Origin of the sequence: Anaerobiospirillum succiniciproducens DSM 6400 (assembly GCF_000482845.1) — a bacterium.
GTDB classification, from domain to species: domain Bacteria; phylum Pseudomonadota; class Gammaproteobacteria; order Enterobacterales; family Succinivibrionaceae; genus Anaerobiospirillum; species Anaerobiospirillum succiniciproducens.
Map to the genome: position 1 here is coordinate 1 of NZ_AXWV01000038.1, position 24,657 is coordinate 24,657.

General features: G+C 43.8%; 13 protein-coding genes. 11 read left to right on the forward strand and 2 right to left on the reverse strand.

Translation table 11 applies throughout. The annotated features are described in order from the left end of the window. Window positions 1-520: 520 nt before the first annotated feature. The 11 genes from infA (at window position 521) to H524_RS0106505 (ending at window position 22,222) form a co-directional block, all read left to right on the forward strand. Window positions 521-739 (forward strand): translation initiation factor IF-1, encoded by a 219-nt coding sequence (gene infA / locus H524_RS0106415; protein ID WP_027939629.1) that lies wholly within the window; start codon window positions 521-523, stop codon window positions 737-739. 1,494 nt (window positions 740-2,233) lie between these two features. Next, window positions 2,234-2,362 carry a hypothetical protein gene (locus H524_RS17850; protein WP_281171308.1) on the forward strand — a complete coding sequence of 43 codons (129 nt, stop codon included), beginning with the start codon at window positions 2,234-2,236 and terminating at the stop codon, window positions 2,360-2,362. 1,170 nt (window positions 2,363-3,532) lie between these two features. Next, window positions 3,533-5,857, forward strand: a complete 2,325-nt coding sequence (locus H524_RS0106435) for a hypothetical protein (protein ID WP_027939631.1) — start codon at window positions 3,533-3,535, stop codon at window positions 5,855-5,857. Window positions 5,858-6,237: 380 nt separating this feature from the next. Continuing rightward, entirely contained in the window at window positions 6,238-7,494 is a 1,257-nt protein-coding gene (gene icd / locus H524_RS0106440) for an NADP-dependent isocitrate dehydrogenase (RefSeq protein WP_027939632.1), read from the forward strand. Window positions 7,495-8,349: 855 nt separating this feature from the next. Then, complete coding sequence (locus H524_RS0106450) at window positions 8,350-8,814, forward strand: NUDIX domain-containing protein (RefSeq protein WP_027939634.1); 465 nt, start codon at window positions 8,350-8,352, stop codon at window positions 8,812-8,814. 86 nt (window positions 8,815-8,900) lie between these two features. Next, window positions 8,901-10,040, forward strand: a complete 1,140-nt coding sequence (gene mnmA / locus H524_RS0106455) for a tRNA 2-thiouridine(34) synthase MnmA (protein ID WP_044121648.1) — start codon at window positions 8,901-8,903, stop codon at window positions 10,038-10,040. Between the two features lie 212 nt (window positions 10,041-10,252). Further along, a complete protein-coding gene (locus H524_RS16490) occupies window positions 10,253-10,924 on the forward strand; it encodes a DUF489 family protein (protein ID WP_052338952.1) in 672 nt (223 codons plus the stop codon). A gap of 443 nt (window positions 10,925-11,367) precedes the next feature. Beyond that, a complete protein-coding gene (gene purB / locus H524_RS0106470) occupies window positions 11,368-12,735 on the forward strand; it encodes an adenylosuccinate lyase (protein ID WP_027939636.1) in 1,368 nt (455 codons plus the stop codon). A 1,714-nt stretch (window positions 12,736-14,449) separates the two neighbouring features. After that, window positions 14,450-17,110: an AI-2E family transporter gene (locus tag H524_RS16495; RefSeq protein WP_052338953.1), complete on the forward strand. Its 2,661-nt coding sequence runs from the start codon at window positions 14,450-14,452 to the stop codon at window positions 17,108-17,110. 1,452 nt (window positions 17,111-18,562) lie between these two features. Continuing rightward, a complete protein-coding gene (locus H524_RS0106500; protein ID WP_027939638.1) occupies window positions 18,563-21,046 on the forward strand; it encodes an EAL domain-containing protein in 2,484 nt (827 codons plus the stop codon). Window positions 21,047-21,349: 303 nt separating this feature from the next. Continuing rightward, on the forward strand, window positions 21,350-22,222 hold the full coding sequence (locus H524_RS0106505; RefSeq protein WP_027939639.1) for a DUF4253 domain-containing protein: 873 nt from the start codon (window positions 21,350-21,352) through the stop codon (window positions 22,220-22,222). Between the two features lie 258 nt (window positions 22,223-22,480). Here H524_RS0106505 and H524_RS0106510 read toward each other — a convergent pair whose 3' ends face one another. Both H524_RS0106510 and H524_RS0106515 read right to left on the reverse strand, forming a co-directional pair. Beyond that, window positions 22,481-23,671, reverse strand: a complete 1,191-nt coding sequence (locus tag H524_RS0106510) for an iron-containing alcohol dehydrogenase (protein ID WP_027939640.1) — start codon at window positions 23,669-23,671, stop codon at window positions 22,481-22,483. Between the two features lie 357 nt (window positions 23,672-24,028). Then, window positions 24,029-24,631 carry a hypothetical protein gene (locus tag H524_RS0106515; RefSeq protein WP_044121645.1) on the reverse strand — a complete coding sequence of 201 codons (603 nt, stop codon included), beginning with the start codon at window positions 24,629-24,631 and terminating at the stop codon, window positions 24,029-24,031. Window positions 24,632-24,657 lie beyond the last annotated feature (26 nt).

The following is a 24,657-nucleotide window of genomic DNA, read 5'->3' on the forward strand; positions in this document are numbered from 1 at the left end:
TTTGCTTAACTTTTGGTCAAACATGCTGAAAATCAAGTTTGATAGTGTATAATAGCCCCGGCTTTTTGGCGTTCAGGCCCACTTAGAGCTGTTATTTATGAGCTTTTAACAAATAGGCGTAATTCTCCACCTATAACTTCAAGAGTTTAGGTGGCGATGTAAGCCTAAATATTTCTAAGATTAATATCATTAGAAAAGTATTCAAAAATGCTTCTGTAAAGAAGCTATTTGATAGCGGCTGCGTGTTTCAGCCGATATGGGTAACTTGTTAACCGTATGAGATTTGGCGCAACGGCGCCATGAAGCTCACGCCATAATCGTAAGATTTGGCAGGAGCAATTCACGGCTCAAAGATGGTAGCTGTTTATGGCGCAGTGCCAAGCAGCTTTGTATAGCAAAAACAGCTCATTGCTCAGACACAGCAGATCACAAGATTGCTCTGCAGGTGTTGTGACATCTGCTGCAAGGTGCTCAATGAGCATAACCTGAACACAGTTTTTCAAATCATTACAGTTTACTTATGGCAAAAGAAGAAAGTATCGAGATGCAGGGCACCGTTCTTGAAACCCTGCCAAACACCACCTTTAAAGTAGAGCTTGAGAACGGCCACATCGTTATGGCCCACATTTCCGGTAAGATGCGTAAGAACTACATCCGTATCTTAACTGGCGACAAGGTAACCGTTCAAATCACTCCATACGATTTGACCAAGGGTCGTATTACCTTCCGCGCTCGCTAATCTTTAGCGCGAGCTGACAGCATGCCAAAGCTTTAGGCATCTGTCTAATCTGACATCATAATGTCACGACTGCAGGGCATCTATAGCTTCATATAGATGCCCGCTGTGTTTCTGGGCACATTAAATCCATCTATCCTCCACTTCACCTGCCTCACTTGCAACAATACTAACCTCCAATAATCTCAAAAGAATCTCTAGGCTAGCGTAACCATACACTCAATTAACACCAAAGCCCCACGCTCGTATTGCATCTACAGCTGCAAATGTTTAGTTCCCTTCACAAGCCACACGCCACCAGTCTCAATGACTCTTGATCACAAGATTCCATTTTGTGATCGATTCAAGACCAGATCCTAAAATAGGCTCTTAATCACCATGCTGTGATCGATGAGCTCAAGAGCCTGAAAAACTGATCTTACTAACTTGCTTGTGATCAAACACTTAGCTTAGGTTAGGTTAGGTTAGGTTAGGTTAGGTTAGGTTAGGTTAGGTTAGGTTAGGTTAGGTTAGGTTATTGCGGTAGCGGCCTCATCCGAACTCTGAAACAATGCATTTGTAAGCCCTTGATTGTTGTGGAAGTTGAGTTAGATGGTTGCTGCAGCTGCATGCTGATGGGCTATTAATTTGATGAAGGCTCGTGCAATCAGCAAAGGTTGAAGTTCAGGTGCTGCCGTTTGCTCAGGCATAGGCATAGGTTGAGACATTGACTAAGGCTGAGCCGAGGCACAGGCTGAGACTGAGGATGAACTGAGGCAGCAGCAGCGGCTGCCCGCTTTTGATTGCCAATGATGGCTACTTGAGTGAGATACCCCTGTATAAATATGACATATAAGCCATTTTGCAGGTACACGATGTCTTTATGGAGATATTTTTCTAAAGTTTTGTATGATGCGTTGTCACTATACGAAACATGTTACATTCTATCGATGGTTTTGAGAGCATATATACACAAAGTTATTGATATAAAGTTGGCATAAAAGAATCAAAACAAGGCCTCTTGTGAATTTTTTACAAAAAATATGTCGATTTTTACCAAGAGCACTTGTATACAAGAAAACACTAGATGTTATAAGGCTTTGCAGCAATTTCTAAAAGGTATGACAAGTAGCTGAAATTTTACAGTTTTACGCTTTAAACAGCTTATATATAGTCTTTATTAAATTTTTGCACACCTAGATATAACGTGACAACGATCATAAATTTAGCTTGCAAGGCCGTTTTGATTTGGATACATTTGCATGTGTGTTTCGGGGCTAGAAACAAATCTCCAAGCACAAAGCATCGCTAAGCGATAATGCTTAACTACTTATCTTAGTTGTCATAATTAGATGTGTGATTTTGACTTTAAAGACAACTATGAGTTGCTTCATGAAATCAGATAGCATCTGTTTTGTGTGATAACCAAAACTAAGCAAGGTAGATCTAGCATATTCTCATTGACGCTTAGTTAACTTGCTCAAGCAAGTAACTTATAGGCCTTTTGGGTTGTATAGCATGATTAAAATGATCTCTGGTATCGTCATCACCTTGTCTTTCTTAGTTTGCGCATCTGTTGTTATTGCTAACCAACATCTGCTTAAAACTAATCCTGACGTTACTGAAGATCATCATATCTCTAACTAATCTTTCCCCCAAACCATCGCCTCGAGCTAAGTTTTACCTCTAACAGCTAGCTCCAATCTATAAGCCCTAGCCTCAAGCTAGCGGCTTGTACGAACCTCAAAATCCCTCCTCTGCTAGCATCTTATAGCTACCTTGGCATCGTGCCCAACTATCTTTTGCTACCTTGGCATCGTGCCCATGTCTAACTTTAGCTACTTAAGCCTCAATCTAAGTCATTTTTAGCTTCCTTAGCTCCAACTTAAGACTATCTTTAACACCTTAACTGAGCCTACTGAGGATGCATTTGCTGTTGTATTTGCGTTTGCCTTTGTATTTCCTTTAGCTTTGAGCGCTGCTAATTACACTCGTTTAGCACCTTGCATATTTGCATCATTGTTTACTAATAAATTGCGTTTGAGCTGATGCACTTAGGCGTGTTTTTTTGTTAGTTGCATCTTTGGTTTTGCTTAGGCCTTTTAAGTTAGTTTTAACTAATCAAACATCGATAGGTTTATGTGTTTGACTCGCACAAAAAACTACCGTTTTTAACAACTTGTATACTAGTTGACATGGTGCATATTTAAGCTATAATTACGCGCCTTTATCAATTTGTTTGTGCAGAATAATTAAGATTCACATGCTTTTAAATCGGTATTTGCATAGTGCAATGCAAGATACGGATGGTTGCTTCAAGATAGGCTAGAGTGGTCATTCAAAGCTTTTGGTGCTCTGTACAACATCTTTCAAGGTGTTGATGATCTCGTGTCATCAAAAACCGCCTTTGGGCAAATGAGTCTTACAAAAATCCTGGCAAGCAAGACTCAATCTGAAATTAAAATGTATTACAACTCGCAAAAAACACAGCTATGACCTACAGTGCGCTATAGTTTTTGACGCCGTAATGCTATGCTATTGCTTATTGCGTGGCTGATGGTAAGTCATTTAGCTACATCTGAATGTCTAACGCTTGTCTTACTGAGTTTGTTCTGTGTATGTGCTGATACACTAACCTCAAAGGCGTTTTTTATAAGAGCAGAGTATCTTAAAGCTAAGAACGTGTAATTAGCTAAGTGCTTACATAAGTTCTTTTCCAATACTTTTGCTCAACCAAAAGTTTATTGTAGTTAGCTAGCTCGATGCATTTTTAAAGTTAGCTTGCTTACAGTGAGTGATACCTAGTTAAACCATCATATGCAAACTAAACCTGCTTTGCTGTTTGGTAAGCTTGCGCTTGCCTCAGCTCGTATCTGTCAGAAGGCCATCTCCTTCTCTGTCAGTTTTGGCAGGGCTAGTTTTTTGCGCTCTGAGCACAATGCTATTGAGTCACTTAACTATCATTTACAAGAATCACTCAATGCACAAGCCGAGGCTTTACTAAGCGCATCTTATCAAGATGATAGAGCTGTACGTTCAGAGCAATCAGATATTGCTCCTTTACACCTTAGCAGCCTCTCTTTTGAGCTCGCCTCACGGTTGCAGCACAATGAAAATGCAAAAGCTCCTTTATATACCGAAGTTACCATCTATGATCATGATGATTATGCTCATAGGAGTTTTTGGTCCTTTGGTGCGGCTTTAAGTGCTTGTACTGCCTTCATTCTTTCTTTAGCTGCCGCAAATACCTCAATAGCTGCACCTCATGATATGAGTAATGCAAAGGGTGCTGACGCTCCTGTCGATCAGTACCTCATCGGCAGCTCTGCGATCTTAAAAAATGGACCAAGTCTTGAGGTTGAAAGAAGTCTTCTAACAACCCATGAGCAAATGGTTAAGCATTATGCAGATAACTATGTCAGCATGATGCAAAAGAAGCAGCCAGCTAATAAGACTGAACCTTGCACCATTACCGCTGACGCCCTTGATCGTGTTTTAAAACCAAATTCTATGGTGTTCTGGGAAGGTAACTGCGCCGATGGCAAAGCAGATGGCTTTGGTCGAGCCTATGTAGTTACTGGCGGTCGTATTGTTTTTGAGATGCTGACCAATCTGCACTCTGATGATCCGCTGTACAACACCATCTACTACATTAAGAACTCTGAGCTAGAGTCATCTACTCAGTACTTCTATGGTCGCTCTGTACGTATTCAAAGCTCTGGTCTTATAATTACACATACCAAGCTCAACAATGACCTTACTGTCGGCATGCAGATGTCGGACAAGGCCAATTTGATTACATACCAAAAGGATACCTCCTTAAAGGAACCATACATCCTTAATATTAAGGACTATGGTAACTACGCTCACTTTATCCACGATCTCTCTGAAACCCCATACCCAACCTTAAGCATGTCCTATCGTCTGCTCGATAGACGCAGTGGTTACAATGTGGGCTATCAATTTACAGGACGTAAGTCTGGCATGCTTAGCGGCAAGTTCACCGATGAACAAGGCCATGAAAAGAGCGTTACCATTCCTAACGATGTTATTGATCGTGTAAAAGAAATCGCTGATGAAGTGGATATCAACGTTGAGAACACTCTTTCTGACGTCATTGACTCAATGAAGGTATTCAACGCTTACAAAGAGGCCGTGTGCGATCCTGCCTTTGACAACAATCTTTGTAAGAAGATGCGCTGCAAGGATATCTGTGATCTTAAAACCTACATCACCCCAGACGATTCTCGCGTCAAGGAGATGCTGGTGCGTTTAGTTAAGCATCACAATGGCCGCCCACTGTATGCATATTTAAGCTCAGCTAAAAGTGCTGAGGCATCTGAAAACCAAGGTGCACAATCAGCCGCTCCTGGCATTGTGGATAAGGACTCCTCCATTGTTGCCAACACTATTTCTGGCTATAACAATGGCACCACTACTCAGCAGCACGGAACAGCTGCTGATTTAGACTTCGTACCTTCATCAGAAAAAGCCAAGCAAGAAGGCATCTTGCACAATAATTTATATCCACGTCAGCTCACCGAGGAGCAGATGAAGGCTAAAGTACGTGATGCGCAAGCCGTGGCAGATGCTTACCAGGCTGCAGCACAACGTGCATCTAATGAGGACATTACTAAGCGCTTAGAAGCTATCTTTGGCAAAGATGATGCTGCTATCCCGAATGCTAATGCCACAGCTTCTGAGGCATCTAAGCCTAGCTTTGGTAACAATGAATTTGGCTATGGCGATAATGATACTTATCGTCCTGAGAATACACCTCTAGTAGGCGCACATAACGCTCCAAAAGAAGAGCCACTGTATCAGGCTAAAGGCCCATCTTTAGCTCCACGTAGCTACAGTGCCCCTGATCCAAACTCTAAAGAGCGTCAGCGCTTAAGAGAGGCTCATCAAACTATCGATCCAAAGCTTAGTGCGCACGATCAAAAGTTTAAGGCACAGCAACAAGAGCTCATCGAGCAGCAGCGTCTAGAGCATCAACGTGAGATCGATACAGCGAAGGCACGTGCCTTAGAGCAGCTTAAACGCGATCGTGAGCGACGCGAGGCTATCTTAGAGACCTCACGCCCACGCATGTCTCAAGAAGACCAAAATCTCCCAGTAGACTTAAGCTCTGGCGAATAAGTCCTACCCCTCTTTAATGCGGCATGCCCTCCAATCGGCATGTCGCTAAATCCCAATGTAGCCTAATTTCCATGCGGCAAAATCCACATGCCGCCACCAAATCCCATCTCATAGGCTTTTAGACTGATTGCTTGCGCTTGGTTTGATGGTCTCCATATTGCTCAGCCTACTGTCTTATTTTTGTGCACAATAGCGTCTAAAGCGCCTAGAAAGCACCTTAGTTGTGCATAAATGCTGACTAATGTCATAGCTTCACAGACTTTTTCGCTTTTTCTGTGCAAAGACACTTTCTTAGTTTACGATTAATGGGATCTGCATAGACCTCGTAGCCTATGCATAGCCTATTTTATGGCTTAGTTAATTTTTATTGAGGATTGAGCATGAGCTTTGAAAGTAAAGTAGTTGTTCCTGCAGGTGAGAAGATTCAACTTGATGCAGGCGGCAAGCTGCAGGTACCGAATAACCCAATCATTCCGTTCATCCGTGGTGACGGTATCGGTGCAGACATCACTCCTGTTATGCATGAGGTGGTAAATACTGCAGTTGAGAAAGCTTATGCTGGCTCTAAAAAGATTTCTTGGATGGAAATCTACGCAGGCGGCCGTTCATGCGAAGTTTATGGCGAGAATGTGTACCTGCCTGATGAGACCATGGAGTTTATCAAAGACTACCATGTTGCCATCAAGGGCCCTTTAACCACTCCAGTTGGTGGTGGCATTCGTTCATTAAACGTTGCCATGCGCCAAGGCTTAGATTTATACATCTGCCTGCGTCCAGTACGCTACTTCAAGGGCACTCCAAGCCCAGTTAAGCAGCCAGAGCTTACCAATACCATTATCTTCCGTGAGAACGCAGAAGATATTTACGCTGGTATCGAGTGGGACGCAGATACTGATGAGGTAAAGAAGGTCATCAACTTCCTGCAAAACGATATGGGCGTGAAGAAGCTGCGCTTTACTGAGCACTGCGCTATTGGTATCAAGCCAATGAGTAAGCCAGGTACTGAGCGTTTAATCCGCGCTGCAGTTGAATACGCTATCGAGCACGATCGCAAGAGCGTAACCATCGTTCACAAGGGCAACATCATGAAGTTCACTGAGGGTGGCTTCAAGAGATGGGGTTACGAGCTTGTTGAGCGTGAGTACGGTGCCAAGGCTGATGACAAGGGCGTGGTTTCATTCATCAATCCAAAGACCAACAACCGTATCGTAGTTAAGGATTGCATTGCTGATGCATTCTTACAAAACATCCTGCTCTACCCAGCAGACTACGATGTGGTTGCCTCCATGAACTTAAACGGTGATTACATCTCTGATGCATTAGCCGCTATCGTTGGTGGTATCGGTATTGCTCCAGGTGCCAACATTGGTACTGAGGCTGCGATCTTCGAGGCTACCCACGGCACCGCTCCAACCATCGCTGGTAAGGGCCTTGCAAACCCAGGTTCTATCATCCTCTCAGCTGAGCTCATGCTTCGTCACTTAGGCTGGAATGAGGCTGCTGATCTCATAGTTAAGGGTATGGAAGGTGCAATTAGCGCTGGCCGCGTCACCTCTGACTTTGCAGCTCAAATGCCTAACGCTACCCAAGTATCTACTCAAGAATTTGGTAAGGCTATTATTCAGGCTATGGCCTAAGCCACAACGGCAAACTACTATCTTGCTTAGCGCAAGGCGCTAAACAAGATCCCTAGTCCGCCCCATTGCGGCGTGCCCTTTAAGGCAAGATCATGATCCTAGCTAACCTAGGATGCGTGATCTTGCCTTTTGCATTTTTTAAGCACCACACCCTAAGCACATATCTTAAGAGCAATTTACAGCTGATTCCTTGTAATTTCGGCCTCTAGCGAGAGTAGTTAAGACAGTTTTTATCATTAAGCTAGCGAATCACCTTTTATGTTTGGGTGCAATGACGTTTAGGCTGTTTAAAGGCTATGTGCTTAATTATATGCATGCACCAAGATTAAGATAAGGCTGCTGCTAGAAGTCTCGCGGCTATCAAAATTACTCTGCTTTTGATAAAATTACGGGTTTTGTGAAGTAATTGTGCTGATTTTTGACTCGCTTTATGTTGCAGTAAGCTGCAAGCAGTCATGATCTTTTTTAGCAGCATTACTCCATCACCACCTGCTACTCTAGGCTTGAGCCTAAGTGCAAACAGGTACCCAATTAATACTAATAACCCCATCTATTGGCCGCATCTAGACTAAGATCGCAGCAGACAAAAGATCGCTATTGTTATGCGCTAAGATCGCAGCAAACAAAAGATCACTAGTGTTATGCGCTAAGATCGCAGTAGACAACAGATCGCTATTGTTATGCGCTAAGATCGCAGTAGACAAAAGATCACTGGCTTTATGCGTTAAGATCGCAGTAGACAAAAGATCGTAGATGAGCAAAGGCATAAGCTTGTCTTTGCATCAGCACTGCAGTCGATTTGTTTATTGATTGCTAGGCTTTTAGGTTTAGGTTTAGGTTTTTCAAGAGGCATGTATGGCCGAGCGTTTTAAGCCACATCTGACCATTGCACTCATCATTGAGCACGAAGGTCGTTTTTTAATGGTTGAAGAGTTTCAGGATACTGGCGAGCGTTGCTTTGGTATTCCAGCAGGCCATGTCGATGCTAAAGAGAGCATTTTAGAGGCTGCCGTGCGCGAAGGCCTTGAAGAGACTGGTTGTGAGATTGAGCTTGAGCACTTAGTTGGTATTTACGACTACGTAAAAGAAAAGGATACCATTATCCGCTTTACCTTCAAGGCTCGCCTCAAGGACAACGATCCTACTAAGGCACATCCAGCCGATCCTGATGGCGATATCTTAGCTGTACACTGGATGACTCGTGAAGAGATCAACAATCGCAAGAGTCAGTGGCGTACTCGTTTAGTCGGCTCATCTTTCGATGATTACGACAAGGGTCAGAATTTCCCTCTTTCATTAATCACTACGGTTCGTGGCTAATGTCTAAGACTTTATTTGCTCCTGACCATGTCTTTGATGACAAGATTCCTTATGACGAGCTCAAAGGTAAAAACGTCGTAGTAGGCATGTCAGGTGGCGTGGACTCTTCTGTATCTGCAGCCTTACTAAAAGAGGCAGGCATGAACGTCACTGGACTGTTCATGAAGAATTGGGAAGAGGACGATAACGACACCTATTGCTCAGCTGCTGAGGATCGTAAGGATGCTCAGGATGTTTGTGACAAGCTTGGCATCGAGCTTAAAACCATTAACTTTGCTGCTGAGTACTGGGATAACGTTTTTGAGAACTTCTTAAGCGAATACCGCGCGGGTCGTACTCCTAATCCAGATATCCTGTGCAATAAAGAGATTAAGTTTAAAGCTTTCATGGATTACGCCATGGAGGATTTGAACGCTGACTTCATTGCAACTGGTCACTATTGCCTCAGATCTTTTGATGGCGGCATCGATGCAGATGCGCATTTACTGCGTGGCTTAGATAAAAATAAAGATCAAAGCTACTTCTTGCACGCCATTGGTCCAAATAAGCTTAGCCGCGTTCTCTTCCCAGTTGGACATATTGAAAAGCCACGTGTAAGAGAACTTGCTTTAGAGCGTGGCTTAGTCACTGCCAAGAAAAAGGACAGCACAGGCATTTGCTTTATCGGCGAAAAGCGCTTTGGTCAATTCTTGCATCAGTACTTACCTGATGCCTCTACTCCAGGCCCAATCATTTCAACTGAGGGCAAGGTAGTTGGCGAACATCCTGGTTTAATGTACTGCACTATCGGTCAGCGCAAGGGCCTGCACATTGGCGGTAGCGCCGATGGTACTGGTGAGGCATGGTATGTTGTGGATAAAGACATGGCTCACAATGCCCTTATCGTAGCTCAAGGTCATAACCATCCAGCCTTGTTCTCCAATGGCTTACTTGCTGGTAATGAGACCTGGATTGTAGGCCTACCTGAACTGCCACTAAAGTGCACTTGCAAGGTTCGCTATCGTCAGCCTGATGTTGCATGTACAGTGCAGCGAGTTTATCTAGATGATAATGGCACTCAAGTAAACTCAAGCCCTGCTACAGCAGCTGAGCCAAACGGCCTGCGCTCCATGCTCAAGGTTACTTTTGATAACCCAGTCTCTGCAGTAGCTCCAGGACAGTCTGTGGTCTTTTACAATGGTGCTGACTGTTTAGGCGGTGCAATTATTGAAGAGCCGATTAAATAAGAATTTTGTTTGGCAAAACTTTAAGCCTTGCTCCTAAGTTTTGCCTTACTCAAGAGTGCTAAAGTCTTGTGACTAGGCTGCATTCAAAGCATAAGATCGTAAGATCGTCTAACGAACAAAATCTTATGTGTGCCTTCAGCCAAGCACTTAAACAATTAAAGTATTAGTATCGTAGTTTTTATGGATGCTCTTAAGAGCAGGAGTCCTTAACAATGTCTACCAATACCTACGCCGAAACTCTTGCGCTAGCAGGCGTGTTCCAGTCTGCTGCACAAATCCAAACTGTTGCTCGTTTCGGTAAAGTTGATGAAAGCGCAATTGCTCCTTTAATGCGTGCTCTCATCATCACTAATCCAAACACTGTTGAGGACATCTATAATCCATCAACCATGATCCCTGGTTTAACTCAGCTTCTCACCTCTTTATATCCAAAAGAGGCCGCTCAGCCTAAGAATGCAGAGTTAATCAAGATCGCCTTCTCTATCATGTCACTTGAGACTAATTTAGAGCGTCAGTCTATGGTCTCAAAGCAGCTTGATAGCGAGGTAGATAGACTCAGAGATCAAGTACTTGCTATGCATCCAAACTATGAAACTGCCGAGAATAATGTCTTAGTTGATTACGATGTCATCAAGCTCTACTCAGGCATTTACTCTGGTTTAATTAGCCCTAACTTCCCTAAGCTCATCATCTACGGTGAGGAGAGCTACTTAAGCCGCAGTGAGTTCCAGCTGATGATTAGAGCCCTGCTCTTATCTGGCATCCGTGCATCCATGCTCTGGCATCAGATGGGTGGCAAGCGTTATTCATTAATGTTCCACTATAAGAACATTATTGAGTGCGCCCGTCAGATCATCTCTAAGCATCAAGGCGGTCTCCGTTAATTACGTCTTAGTTAAAGACCAAAAGCAGCTATCTAACTAGATGGCTGTTTTTGCTTTATCACTTGCAAAAGCACAACACTAAAGTTACTTAAGTACCAAGACTACTAAGCTTAAGCACGTAGTTAAGCATATGCAGATCATTTACTAAAACATCAATAGATTGTTGCAGCTTGTTTAAAAATCTCTTGATTAACTTTAGTAACGTTTAAGGCGATCAAAAGATCATGGGCTGCCATTGCACTGCAACGGCGCTTTTTTTAGCTACCTTAGCTTTTGTCTAGTTAGTCTGCAGCATGGTTTTGCGCTTTAGATGCAGACAAAATAAGTTTTTTTCATTGACGGGGCGGGCTGTGCAGTGCAGAATTACATATTTAGCTGCATGTGCTCACGTCTAGTACATGGCTACGTCAATGCCTACATTACTTCAACTTTTGGGGTCAGTTATGCAATTATCGCCGCTTACCGCGATTTCTCCACTTGATGGTCGTTACGAATCTAAAGTAAAGGAACTGCGCGCTATCTTCTCAGAGTATGGCTTAATGCGCTTCCGTGTTCAGGTTGAGCTCACCTGGCTTAAGAAATTAGCTTCTTGCCCTGAAATTAAAGAAGTTCCAGCTTTCTCAAAAGAGACCATCGCTTTTATCGATGACATCATTGCTAACTTCTCTGTTGAAGATGCTGAAGACATCAAGCGTCGTGAAGCTGTTACCAACCATGACGTTAAGGCTGTTGAGTACTTCTTAAAGGACAAGACTTCTAGCAACGAAGAGATCTCCAAGGTCAAAGAGTTCATCCACTTTGCTTGCACCTCTGAGGATATCAACAACAACTCCCACGCTCTGATGTTAAAGACTGCTCGTGAAGAAGTTCTCCTGCCAATGTGCGATGAACTCATTAGCGAGATCACTCGTTTAGCTCATGAGTATGCTGAGCTGCCATTAATGGCTCGTACTCACGGCCAGCCTGCTTCTCCTACCACCTTAGGTAAGGAAATGGCTAACGTTGTTTACCGTCTGCGTCGTCAGCGCGATCAGATCGCCGCTGTTGAGATCATGGGTAAGATCAACGGTGCCGTTGGTAACTACAACGCTCACTTAAGCGCCTACCCTGAGGTTGATTGGTACACCTTCTCCAAGGAGTTCGAGGAGTCCTTAGGCCTTACTTTCAATCCTTACACCACTCAGATTGAGCCTCACGATTACATCGCTGAGTTATTCAATGCCTTAGAGCGTTTCAACACCATCATCTTAGACTTCGATCGTGACATTTGGGGCTACATCTCCTACGGCACCTTCAAGCAGAAGACCATCGCTGGTGAAATCGGATCTTCAACCATGCCTCACAAGGTTAACCCAATTGACTTTGAGAACTCTGAGGGCAACATCGGTCTGGCTAACGCCATCTTCGCTCACTTAGCTGCCAAGTTACCAGTATCCCGCTTCCAGCGTGATCTGACTGACTCAACCGTTTTACGTAACTTAGGTGTTGCTTGCGGTTACTCAGTATTAGCATGGAAGAGCACCTTAAAGGGCATCTCCAAGTTACAGGCTAACGAGGCCCACGTACGTGACGAGCTTGACCACAACTGGGAAGTTTTAGCTGAGCCATATCAGACTGTAATGCGTCGTTACGGCATCGCTAACCCATACGAGAAGCTCAAGGAGCTCACTCGTGGTCGTGAAGTTAACGCCGAGACCATGCTCAAGTTCATCGATACTCTCGAGATCCCTGAGGAGGCTAAGGAGCAGCTGCGCAAGCTCACTCCTGAGACCTACATTGGCCGCGCTGTTGCTTTTGCCAAGGACATCTAATTTAGTCCCCATGCATTAGCCTTAACGACAAAACTAACACTAGTTTTCCCATAATCGCTAAGCTAGAACAGTCTTAGCCAAATGACTAAGCTAGAACAGTCTTAGCTTCAAAGGCAAAACTACTCTTGCCGTTTTGAGCCAAGCTAATTTGGCAAAGCAAGTAACTCATGATCTGCATGAACCTTTACTTGCTTTGCCATGATGTTCCCCTCAAAGAGGTTTTATAAGACCAATAGAGTTTAATGAGACTTCTTTGAGGGTCGCATCGCGACCAGATAAGATTTAAAGCCTATCACGGGGCTTTGAGTCTGCCATACTGATTAGGTGTATTACACCATCCTCCTCTCCCTCAATATAAGGTGATGAGGTCTATGCCTAAGCTTTATAGAAATGATGCTTAACTCTATATGCTACAGCCATACTATGAAAGGATGTGTTTTAGCTACAAGGACTTACACTAAGTCTTACTAAATAAATGGCTCATCTGCGCTTTTTTAGCTGATGATGCGATTTTAAAGCGCTACTATCTAAACATAATGGATAGCCACGGCTTATAAAAAAGCTCTTTTACGAGTAAAGATCACAGCCACGGTAAAGCGCATCGCTAGCAAAAGACGTCTGTAACTACTATTTGTACTAGACCCAATGGTTCTAGCTACTAAAGCCCATAGCTTGAGGAGCTTAGCTTTAACTGATGAGTAAATTGCTAAGCATAGTTATCTAGCTTGTTATGGGCTATGACATAGTAAGTTTTAAAAATTTTTCGCTAACTACTTTAGTGGCTCAAGCACCCTTGGTTCATAAGATATGTACCGTATGCCATGCCACCACTAAACCCAAAGCGCTCTTATGCCCATGACAGCGTTAAGGCTGTTTAATGTAGCGCAAATGAGTGCCAAGGCCGCTCACAGCGACCTTAGGTTTATCACTGATAGCTTAGCTAGCACTAATGGCAATTTGCTAACTAGTGCTATAGAAACTAGCAAAGCAATACATAGTTTTGCTAGGAGTGCTGCAGTGTAAGTTTAGTAAGTACAGTAGTTATAAAACATTAAAGAATTAGGCAAGACAGCCATAAAAATGGCATCTTGCTAAAACCAAATCTTGGCCATTGCTTTTTGTAATGACCAAAATGAGTATCGCCACTGCTTGTACAAGCTTTTTTGTGCAAGGAATTGGCTATATCAAGCAGCTTTTTAGTTTGCGCTTTGCAAGTTTAAATTGCTCACATGCTTAACTGCTTGATATAAGCATGGGCGTAGTCCCTGCTAGTCTGGGCTTAGCCACAGCTAGTTTGGTCTTAGTACCTGCTAGTCTGGGCTTAGTCACAGCTAGTTTGGTCTTAGTACCTGCTAGTCTCGGCTTAGTCACAGCTAGTTTGGTCTTTGCCACCACAGAGCTCTAGCTTTAATTGGAGCACTCTTAAGGGTGGCAAATGGCTTTTTAGGCCAAGTTTATAGTGCTATGCCTATCTAGATTGCTACAAGCTTTATAGCGCTGCTGGTGGTGTCTTTGCTACGTACGAAAGCTAGCTTATGATGCCATCATGAGTTGTTGTTCATGGCCATGTTAAGTGGCGCTAATGCTATTAAGTACTTGGTCTAGCGATGCTTAGATAATTTGGTTACTTTAATGTTTTGGGGCGTATAAGATCAGTAACGGCATCTGGCTGATGCGGGTTTTAATGTGAATGACAAGCTCTTAGAGGCTGATCTTGAGCCACAATCGCGAACTCATTTTTGAGTGGACCTTAATTGGATTACTGCTCATCTTAGGCGGTCTGTTATTTGTACAGGCAATGCCTTTTCTAAACGGTACCTTAGGTGCAATTACCCTCTATATTCTGTTGCGCCGTACTAATATCTATCTTGCTAACCGCCTATCTCCTGGACTTGCTCCATGGATTTTGACTATTGCGGTAGCAGTCTTTGTGGTACTCCCTTTCTCCGCTGCCATTTGGTACATCATTGAACTTATCAACAATCTTGATTTTGATATCAATGTTGTGATGAAGCGCTTTGCCGATACGATTAAGTACCTTGAGAGCACTACCAAGCTTGACTTGGTTTCTGAAAAGAGCATTGCCTTTGCTACTGCAAAGGTAACAGCTTTTATGAACTCCTTGGTAGCCGGCATCAATGACGCAGCTATCAATCTGTTCACCGCACTGCTCATCTTATTCTTCTTACTTGCAGGCGGTATCCGTATGGAGCGCGGTATTGCCCGCTGCTTACCTTTTAATGACCGTAACAAGACTATTGTCATTAACAAGGTATCTACCATCGTAAAGTCCAACGCCATCGGTATTCCGCTGCTTGCCATGATTCAGGGCACAGTAGCTGCAGTTGGCTACTATATTTGTGGCGTGAACAATCCAATTGAATTTGGTGTGCTCACTGGCTTTGCTTCCATGATCCCAATCGTGGGCTCCATGTTAGTATGGATTCCTCTGGCCATTGTGCAGTACTTTGAGCAAGGCATGCTCCCTGCCATCTACATTAGCTTATACGGTATTGTGGTGATTTCTCAGTCTGACAATGTGCTGCGCATGATCGTGCAAAAGCGCATGGCTGACACCCACCCACTAGTCACCATCTTTGGTGTTATTGCTGGTCTGCCACTGTTCGGCTTCATGGGCCTGATCTTTGGTCCTCTCTTAGTTGCAATGTTCTTACTCTTCTTAGAGATGTTCATTAAGCAGTACATCACTTGCGAGTACGCTAATGAAGAGAATGGCTCAAACTCTAGAGCAAATTCACGCCAAGATAAGTGGGCCTTAAAGAACGCCAATCCTAATGCTCCGCAAAACAAGCTTGAGGATCAAAAGAAGCGCCCAAGTCAGGAAGAAGGCGTCAGTGGATTTGGCCTTTTAGGCAAAATGATGAACCGTGCCCAGGCTAAAAATGACAATGCTGCTCCGCTAAAAGATAGCGCAAACAAGCGTACTCACAAGGAGAAGGACAGCAAGCGTGATCTCAAGGATAACGTCAAAAAGCGCGACCTCCAGGATAGTAAGCTTGCATCTGACGGCAAGTTACCTCGCGACTCACGCTCTAAGGCAAGCTCAGCACTTAAAGAGAAGTCTCAAGACAAGACCTTTAACGAGACTAAGTCCGCTAATGGTGCTAAGTCTAAGGATTTAAATTCTAAGGAATTAAAGTCTCAGGATTTAAAATCTAAGGAATTAAAGTCTAAGGATTTAAAGTCTCAGGACAACAAGTCAAAGGACTTACGCAATAGCTCTTTACGTCAAGACAAGAACGTTGCAGCCAACACTAGCTCTACTGCTAATGCCAAGGCATCAGCTGCAGACAATGCAAATAACTTAGCTGCTACAAAAGATACTACTGCTGTAAAAGACACTGCAGCATCCAAGAATGCCGCTGCTAAAAATGACTTTAAGAGCGCTAAGGCCGATGCTAAGCATCAAAAGCGCGAGGCTGCCAAGTTACGTGCAGCTGAAGAGCAAAAGGCTATGGAGCGTCAGATTGCTCGTGAAGTACTGTCTAATGAGACCCGCCCTGCCGTAAACCTTGCTGAGCGCTTTAATGAGCGTAATGAGCATCTTGATAATGCTGGCCGTACTTTAGTGGCTCGTGCTATCTCTGATGCCATTGGCTCCTTTGATAAGTTTGACGATATCGAAGGCAGCATGCAGTATGCAGGCACTAGCGATCTGTTCAAAGATGACTACTTAACCGATGAGACCAAGGCTGCTATTGCTAAGCGTCATAATCGTAATAAGCGCACTGAAGATTCAGTATATGGTGAGCCTATCAAGCACAGCCGTACCGAGGAAACTGAGGCAAAGTCATCTAAGAGCTCACAAGATAAGCGCAAGGGCTTAGATAGCAAGCGCCAGGATAATACTGAGCGCAAGTCTCGCAATAGCGACAATGTCAGCGCCAGTCCATCAGACAGTGCTAAGTTAGATCCTTACCATACTCAAGGTTCTTCAAGCACTAAGGCTGAGTCAAACTCTTCACGCCATAGCGATCGCCAAAGCCGTCGTCAGCGCAATAAGGAAGAAGGAGCTAATGCCTCTTCATCTCGCAATGACAAGAAGACTAGTACTCAAAAGCGTACTAATGAGCGCAAGCAAAGCGCTAAAGACGCCCCAAAGGGCAAGGCCAAGTCATCACGCAATAATCGCCGCGTAAACTCTGTCGATGACTATTACGCACGCTCTGCTTCACGTCGTAGCGAGTATGACATGCCAATGTTTGAGACCGTTGTGGCTCATAACTATGGTGGCAACGGCTCTAGTCGTCGCCCACAGCTGCGCACTCAGCTCGTGTCCATGTACACAGCTAAGGGCACAGTAAAGGCCGAACCACGTCGACGTCCTAGCAAGAAGCGTCCGCATCATCGCTAAGACATAAAAAGCTCTTTTCTTTAGGCCGCAAGCCTAAAGCTATGCATGCAGCCAAGGCTGCATCAACCCCAAAGGCAGCGCATTAAACGCTGCCTTTGTCGTATTTGCCGCTGCCAAATATCATCGGCCTATGGGAATGCTTGTGCAGAACTTCGTTGAATGACTGCAAAGTGTTGCAGCGGTTATGGTTTTGAAAAAGTGCGCTGAGCGGTCAAAAGTGTAGATTTGACGTGGTCTTGAGACATTGCACTGTGATAGGTCAAAAAGCGTTGGTTTTCTTAACATCTAAGCTAAAAAGTTGGAATTAAGATTGTCAAACATCTCATTTTTGATATCTAGATGACAAACAAAAGCGCTAAAGTGTTTCATCGTGACCATCACACAAGTATCATGCACTATTAAGTACTGTGTAGTTTTAGGACTAGGCACAAAAGTTGAGCACGCTTATGCGTGCCTGCTCTTATGTTTGCCCTTTTAAAACTACATAAGTTACGGCAACTTATAAATGAAACACTAATATCTATCGGGCCATCTGAACATGATGCAAGGCACAGTGCTATTCATAGCACTAGCAAAGTACCCTTAATGGCTCTAAGCAATGTGTCGTTTATGGCACGTGGCAATGTGCTGTTCGGGGCACGTGGCAATGTACTGTTCATGGCTTTTTGCAAAGTGCTGTTCTGGGCGCTTGGCAAAGTGTGTCATTTCTTTACGTACTACGTCAAAACATACTCTGGCCATAACAGTTTTAGCTTAGTTTATAAGTTCCATTTAGGTACATGGATAAGTACCTAGAGCTACTTTAGTTAGCCCATCAAGTTTATAACTACAGTCTGAATGAGATTGTTACGTTAATGTAAAGAGCTGAGATTACATTACTTGATGAGTACAGCCAAGGATGGTTAAAGCTATTTTAGAACCGTTCGCAGCGCTCTATGTTACGCCTGCTGCTTGAAGTATAGATAGCTTGATTGAATGCCGCTGTTTAATAAGTGGCCTCAGTAAGATTTTTGAGTGGGCCTCATAAGCTCAACTCTCAACTTAATGTTGTTTAAGTGTGTCCAGGCTAAGGCATGGTCACAGTAAGTAAGTTTGCAATACCGCCACAGCGGTTAATTGAAAAAATTTTATCTAGGATCTATTGGTCTTGTGATGGTATGTCTTTGTTACTTAACATCACTCGACGCTAATGCTAAAGGCTATCGTGGCTGTTAATGCTGTTGCTAGTACTTTACTTAAGTTGCAATAGCATACCGATGCACACAAGCTTTATGGCTGATTAGCGCTATACAAGGCCATCATCGCCTCTCTTGAGTTATAGCGATACGCCGCTCTCTTGAGCAATTGCATACGTAGCTTTCTTAAGAATGGCAAAATGTGGCATAAGGCCTAACCATAGATCACTAGAGATGGTCATCTAGATCAAACATCTTAAAACACAAGGATGTCACAATGGCTAGCTATATTAGTGAAATTAAGCTCAAGCAGGGATTACGCAAGGTTGCAATTATCTCTATTGCATCTTTAGTTATCTTGTCTCTGTTTGCCTTCGCCACTTTTAAAGTTGTGTCTTATGTTTACACTTCTGCCAACGACTCAGAGCTTAAGGCCACGCAGTCAGAGTTTGCGATTACCATTAAGCGTAAGGCCATGGGCGAGCTCAGAGCTTTGCGTACTTTGGCCATGTTCACTAAGAAGTCTGATGACATCACCAAGACCTACTCTGCTGTGGGCAAAGAAAACATTCCATTTGATGTAGTAGGCTTTTGGAATCTTGATGGTACCTGCGAGCAAGTTTCTATTTCCGGCGTCAAGACAGACACTGCGTACAAGAACTTACCACCACAAGTAAAGCTTGCTATCTCAACCGCTTGGCTTGGTCAAAGCACCGTTTCATCCCCATACTTCTCACCAACCATCGGTCAGGACATGATTACTTATGTAGCTCCTGTCTTTGCTAATGATGGTCGCGTTATCGGTGCGCTCTCTGGTGCTGTAAGCCAGGTTACCTTTGATGCCAACTTAGAACAAATTTCTGTTACTAACCCTGATATCGATTCCTTCTTAACTACCGCTTCAGGCTTTATCTTCTCAAGCGGTGTTAATGAGGTCATCCCGCGCGATCTGCATAACGTCTCTGATTTCAAGGGATTTACTCGTAATGCTATTGATAAGATTCGTGTTGGCCTAGTATCTACTACCCCAACTTCATTTACCACCAATATCAATGGCTTAAAATACAACGTAACCTTAACCCCACTTGATTTTGCCGATTGGTATTTAGGTACTATTAGCTCTGCAGAGGTAAAGCACAGCCCTTACTTCCAATCTTTAAGCTTCTTAATTGTTAGCATCGTTATCATCTTCACTGTGTGCTGCTTCATTGCCATCTATCTCTTTATCAATATGAAGAGCAGCTACAAGACTCAGCTGTTGATCGCTCACTATGATCCAGTGACTGATGCTTATAACTACAATAAATTCTTACTTGAGTTTGCCAACCTTGACTACAAGGAATCTCCAGAGATTAAGTACGCAGTAGTATCCTTGTCGATGCAAGACTTTAGCTACATGCAGGATATGCTCGGTGAAAAGAGCTCTGATGACTTGCTGCGCACTATTGCCAATATTTTTAGAGAGCAGGACAGCTCCAAGCTCATTATGTTCTGCCACCATGAGAAAGATCAGTTCTATCTCGTCTATAAGATCAAGGAGCAAGACAAACTTAACGCAGAACTTATCAAGCTTATCAACATTTGCACACAACGCATTAACGCTGAGATCTCCTCTATCCCAATCGTTATGTGTGCAGGTGTTGCTTTTGCACACTATGATCTTAGCCCAGATAAAGTCGTGGCTCGCTCTGAGTTTGCCCGCAAACAGATTAACAAGACCTATACTCATGCGATTCGCTTCTATGACGAGAATGCCTATAAGAAAGAGGCATTCTTACATAGCATCGAAAAGAGCATGCGTGCAGCTTTAGAAAACGAGGAGTTTAAGCTCTTCTTACAGCCTAAGATCGACCTTAAGACTGGCAAGATCTACGCTGCAGAGGCCTTAGTACGTTGGATCTCTGAGTCAGATACCATTGTTTATCCAAATGACTTCATTCCTCTGTTCGAGGCCAATGGTTTCTGTACTGAGCTTGACTTATACATGTTTGATAAAGCTTGTGCTCGTATTAGATCTTATCTTGATCGCGGTATTGAGCCGATCTACTTATCGATTAACCAAACTAAGCTCCTCTTCTTCAAGAAGGGATATAAAGAGCAGCTCAAGCAAATCATTGATAAGTACGACATTCCTCCAAAGTACCTCATGATTGAGGTTTTAGAGGACTTAGCTACTTACAAGGTTAATGAGCTTAACAACCACATTAACGAGCTTAAAAAGCTTGGTCTTTCTATCGCTCTTGATGACTTTGGTTCAGGCTACTCCTCACTTAACATCATCGCCGGCTTAGACCTCGATGAGATTAAGTTTGACCGTGAGTTCATGCTCGCCCACGATCCAGAGCAAATCGAAAAGAACCACATGATCTTACGTGTGCTCTCAAGACTAGCAAAAGAGCTTGGTATTCGTACCGTAGTTGAGGGTGTCGAGCGTAACGAGGATGTTGAGTTCTTAAAGACTATCGATTGCGACTTAGCTCAGGGTTACTACTACGATCGACCAATCCCTGCAGATGACTTTGATCGTAAGTACATTCTCCCAGAGGGCTCTCGACCAAAGGCAACCTACAAACCAACTCGTCCAATTGGTGAGCTCCCGAGCTCTAGAATATCTGCCTACAGCGCAGCCGCTAGCGCAACAGCAGCTGCTAACGCCGATAAGGCCAATGCAGCTGATAGCAAGGCTGCCGAGGCAAAGGATAGTGATAGTGCAGCACCAAGCAATGCTACGGGTGCAGAATCTTCTGATAGCGCTAAATAGCGCCCGCTCCAAAGCTTTATTAATACTTTCTTGGTACTTCCAAGCTAAAGCTCGGAGCAATTAACAGCTAAGTGCTACAAATGCTTTTCAAAGCCTAACTTTTAGTTAGGCTTTGTTGTTTCTAGATAGACATAACTTAACTTATTGTTTTACCTAGTCACTCAAAGCTAAGTCTATTTCACAAATACGCAAGCGTAATTAAGCCTTTGCACAATAATCTAAACACAATGAGTAATACTTGCTTATAATGATGAATGCGAGCTGAAAAAACACCAAAGTTCTTATCATGCTTGAGGACTTGTTATGGAAAGACTTATTGAGATTAGGCAATCTATGGCCCTGTTTTTTGACTGTGGCTATGAGTACTTTGCTGAATATACCTCACCTGATATTGTGCTAAATCGTCTTCTCTATTGCATGCGCGACGGTAAGCAACAAGGCTACACGCCTATTATCGTTGTACCTGATGAGCCTTTATTAGAGACTTTTAAAGACAATTGCAAAGACGAAAATGATAAGTTCAACATCTTTTCATTACGCAAGTTCAGAACTGCCATGCTGCATGCCGAGCTAATGGATGGCAAGGATATTCTAGAAAAGCGCTTAGATTCGCTAAACGAGCAGTTAGTTGAGTCTGGCGTCAATATCAAAAAAGTGGTGGGTGATTTTGAAGAGGCTTACGAAGGACCAAGCAATAACATCAATGCACTTGAAGACATCTCCTTTAATGGCGTCTTCATCGTAAAAGTGCCCGTACGCTATCCTTGGCAGATCTTTGCCTATCTGCCGATGGGTGATTGGGGTATATGTCCTAGCAATACTGAGCTCATGTCCATTAGCAAATACATGTACGAAAGATATCAAGCCGTACCTGTAGCCATGACTAGCAATGAGCTCGAGTTTAAAGTCTTAAAGCCAATTACCTCAGAACATGATGCTATGGGTGCAGCCTTTGAGCATTGCCCTCTTTATCCAAGAATGTTTGAGGACTTTGGCACCATTGGCTCTTATGCAGGTACTTTAATTAACTCGAGCATTTGGTACTTTGTGTGGCCATACCTAACCGAGCACAAGCCAAAGAATAAGGCACCTGAGAGCAGGCAAACCTCTCAAACCCACAAAGAGTTTGCCTACACCACCAAACAGCTGCAGCGCCTCTACGGACAGAACAACTAAAATCAGAGCTAAAGGCATCCTGTTAATTGCTCCACGCCCGCACATAGTTAAATGTACGGCGTGGCGTAGCTAATACAGAAACAAACGCTGCCTAGCGCTACCATAGTTCGCTATGCGTGCTTTTCGTTTGCGCATCCTTAGCATGCATGAAGCTCGAGTCAACATATATGAAGCTTACGTCAACATGCATGAAGCTCGAGTCAATGCTCTTGGCTTAGTTTGGCTTGGCTTGGTTTGCATATGGCATTTAGTGGCGGTCTAGTGGCCGTCGTAGTTGGCGGCAAGGTGGTAGATAACTTCGCAATCGTCAGGAGTTAAAGAGACAAACTTACCCACACTCTTTTTAGCTTGAGAAAGCAGCTTGAGCATATGTGGGATATCCTCTTCTTTTGCACCAATCTCCTCAAAGTTAACTGGCATGCCGATAGACTTAAAGAAAGATCTGAGAGCATAAATACCGGCCTTGGCTGTACGCTTAGGATCCTCAAAATCCATGCTAATACCAAAGACACGTGAGGCAAATTGAGCAAAGCGCATTGGATTGTGCGGCATAACAAATTCCATCCACGCAGGGAAGATAACTGCTAAACCGGCACCATGGGCCACATCATAAATAGCCGATAACTGATGCTCGAGGGCATGAGAGGCCCAATCTTGCTCACGACCTACACCGCAAATGTCATTGTGAGCTAAGGTACCAGCCCACATTAAGTTAGCGCGTGCCTCATAATTCATTGGCTCTCGAATAACACGTGGCACTGTCTCCACAATAGAGCACATTACTGCCTCACATAAGCGGTCAGTAATGGAGACATCGGTGGTATTAGTAAAGTATCTCTCCATCACGTGAGCCATCATATCCACAGCACCACAGGCAGTTTGATACGCTGGCAGTGACTTAGTCAGCTCCGGATTCATGATGGCAAAGACTGGCACATTGTAAGGTGAGGTTAACCCAGCCTTAATAAAGCCTGAAGGAGTTTCCTTTTGGATAACGGAGCTTGAAGAGCCTTCTGAGCCAGCTGCCGGAATAGTTAAAATCACACCAACACCCAAGGCACCATTAGGCTCGCGGGTGTGCAGCCAAAAGTCGTAAAAGTCACCTTCATTGACGATACCAATGGCAACAGCCTTAGCTGTATCAATCACTGATCCGCCACCAACAGCTAACACAAAGTCGACATTTTCAGCTCTACCGCGCTCGATAAGCTCATAGACTAAATCAGCACGTGGATTTGGCACTACACCACCAGCTGTCACGTAATTTAATCCTGCACTTGCAAGATTTTCCTCCACACGACCAATGAGGCCTGAGCGTACAGCACTACCGCAGCCATAAATAACAAAGACTTTGGAACAACCTAAATTGCGAATAATTGAGCCAGTCTCTCTTTCTCGATCATTACCAAAGTAATAAGCAGTGGGACGGTAAAAATCAAAGTTCTCCATAGCGCTCTATCCTGTAGTTAAGCCCCAATCACAGCAAAGCTTGTAGTACCTTAGCTCCTTGATTAAGTGCCCTTAGTCCATCTAGTGCCTTAATAATAACAGTCTCATAAGCAAACTTACTATGTTTTGCGTAAAAACTGACTAAAAGCCAAACTTACGCCGTTTACGTCCCCACAGCCGCAAGCAAATCCCATAATCAAACCTGAAATATGCAAAATATGGCAAGAGACATCCTAGTGGGCTTTGGCCAAAGACGGGCATGAGGCATCTTAATTAGGCCTTGGCAAAAGATGGGCATGAGGCATCTTAATTATGCTTTAGTCAAAGATGGGCATGAGGCATCTTAATTGGGATTTGCTAGACAAGCAGGCGCTTTAGTAAGGTGACGATGCGATCGCGATTCTTTGCTGTCTTAATGAATGTGGGCAGGTGATCTGCTTGCGTACGCATTGGGTATGTATATGGCTTTTGTCTAAGATCCGCGCTCAAATATTCAATGAGGTAGATAAGATGGCTACGGTTTATGGCCCAAATGAGCTTGCCTTGATAGGAGGTCTGATACCACAGCTTGTAGCCAAAGTATGGCTCACTTCCATCTTCTAAAAATTTGTAGATATAGCCATATGGCTCAATGGTCTTTTGCACTGGGCCTTGATTGATAGCACCACAATGCGGACAAGTTACATTTAAAATCTTAAAGTGCTGCTGCTGAGGATCATCAATCTCGCATCTAAAGTAGCGCTGACACTCAGAGCAGTTGAGCTTTACTGAGTAGATTGCTGCTCGAAGATCTTTTTGCTGCCTAAAATTACAGTGGGTGCAGCTACAGCTTGCTTCGCCATCGGCCATTTTGACTATGGCTAATTTGCCACACTGTGGGCATTTAACCTCAATGCCTTGATCTGAGGCACTATTGGCGGTGAAAGTAAAATAGCCCTTATCTGTATAGCGCGTAACCATTACCCCATCCTTATGTCCTTCCTCAA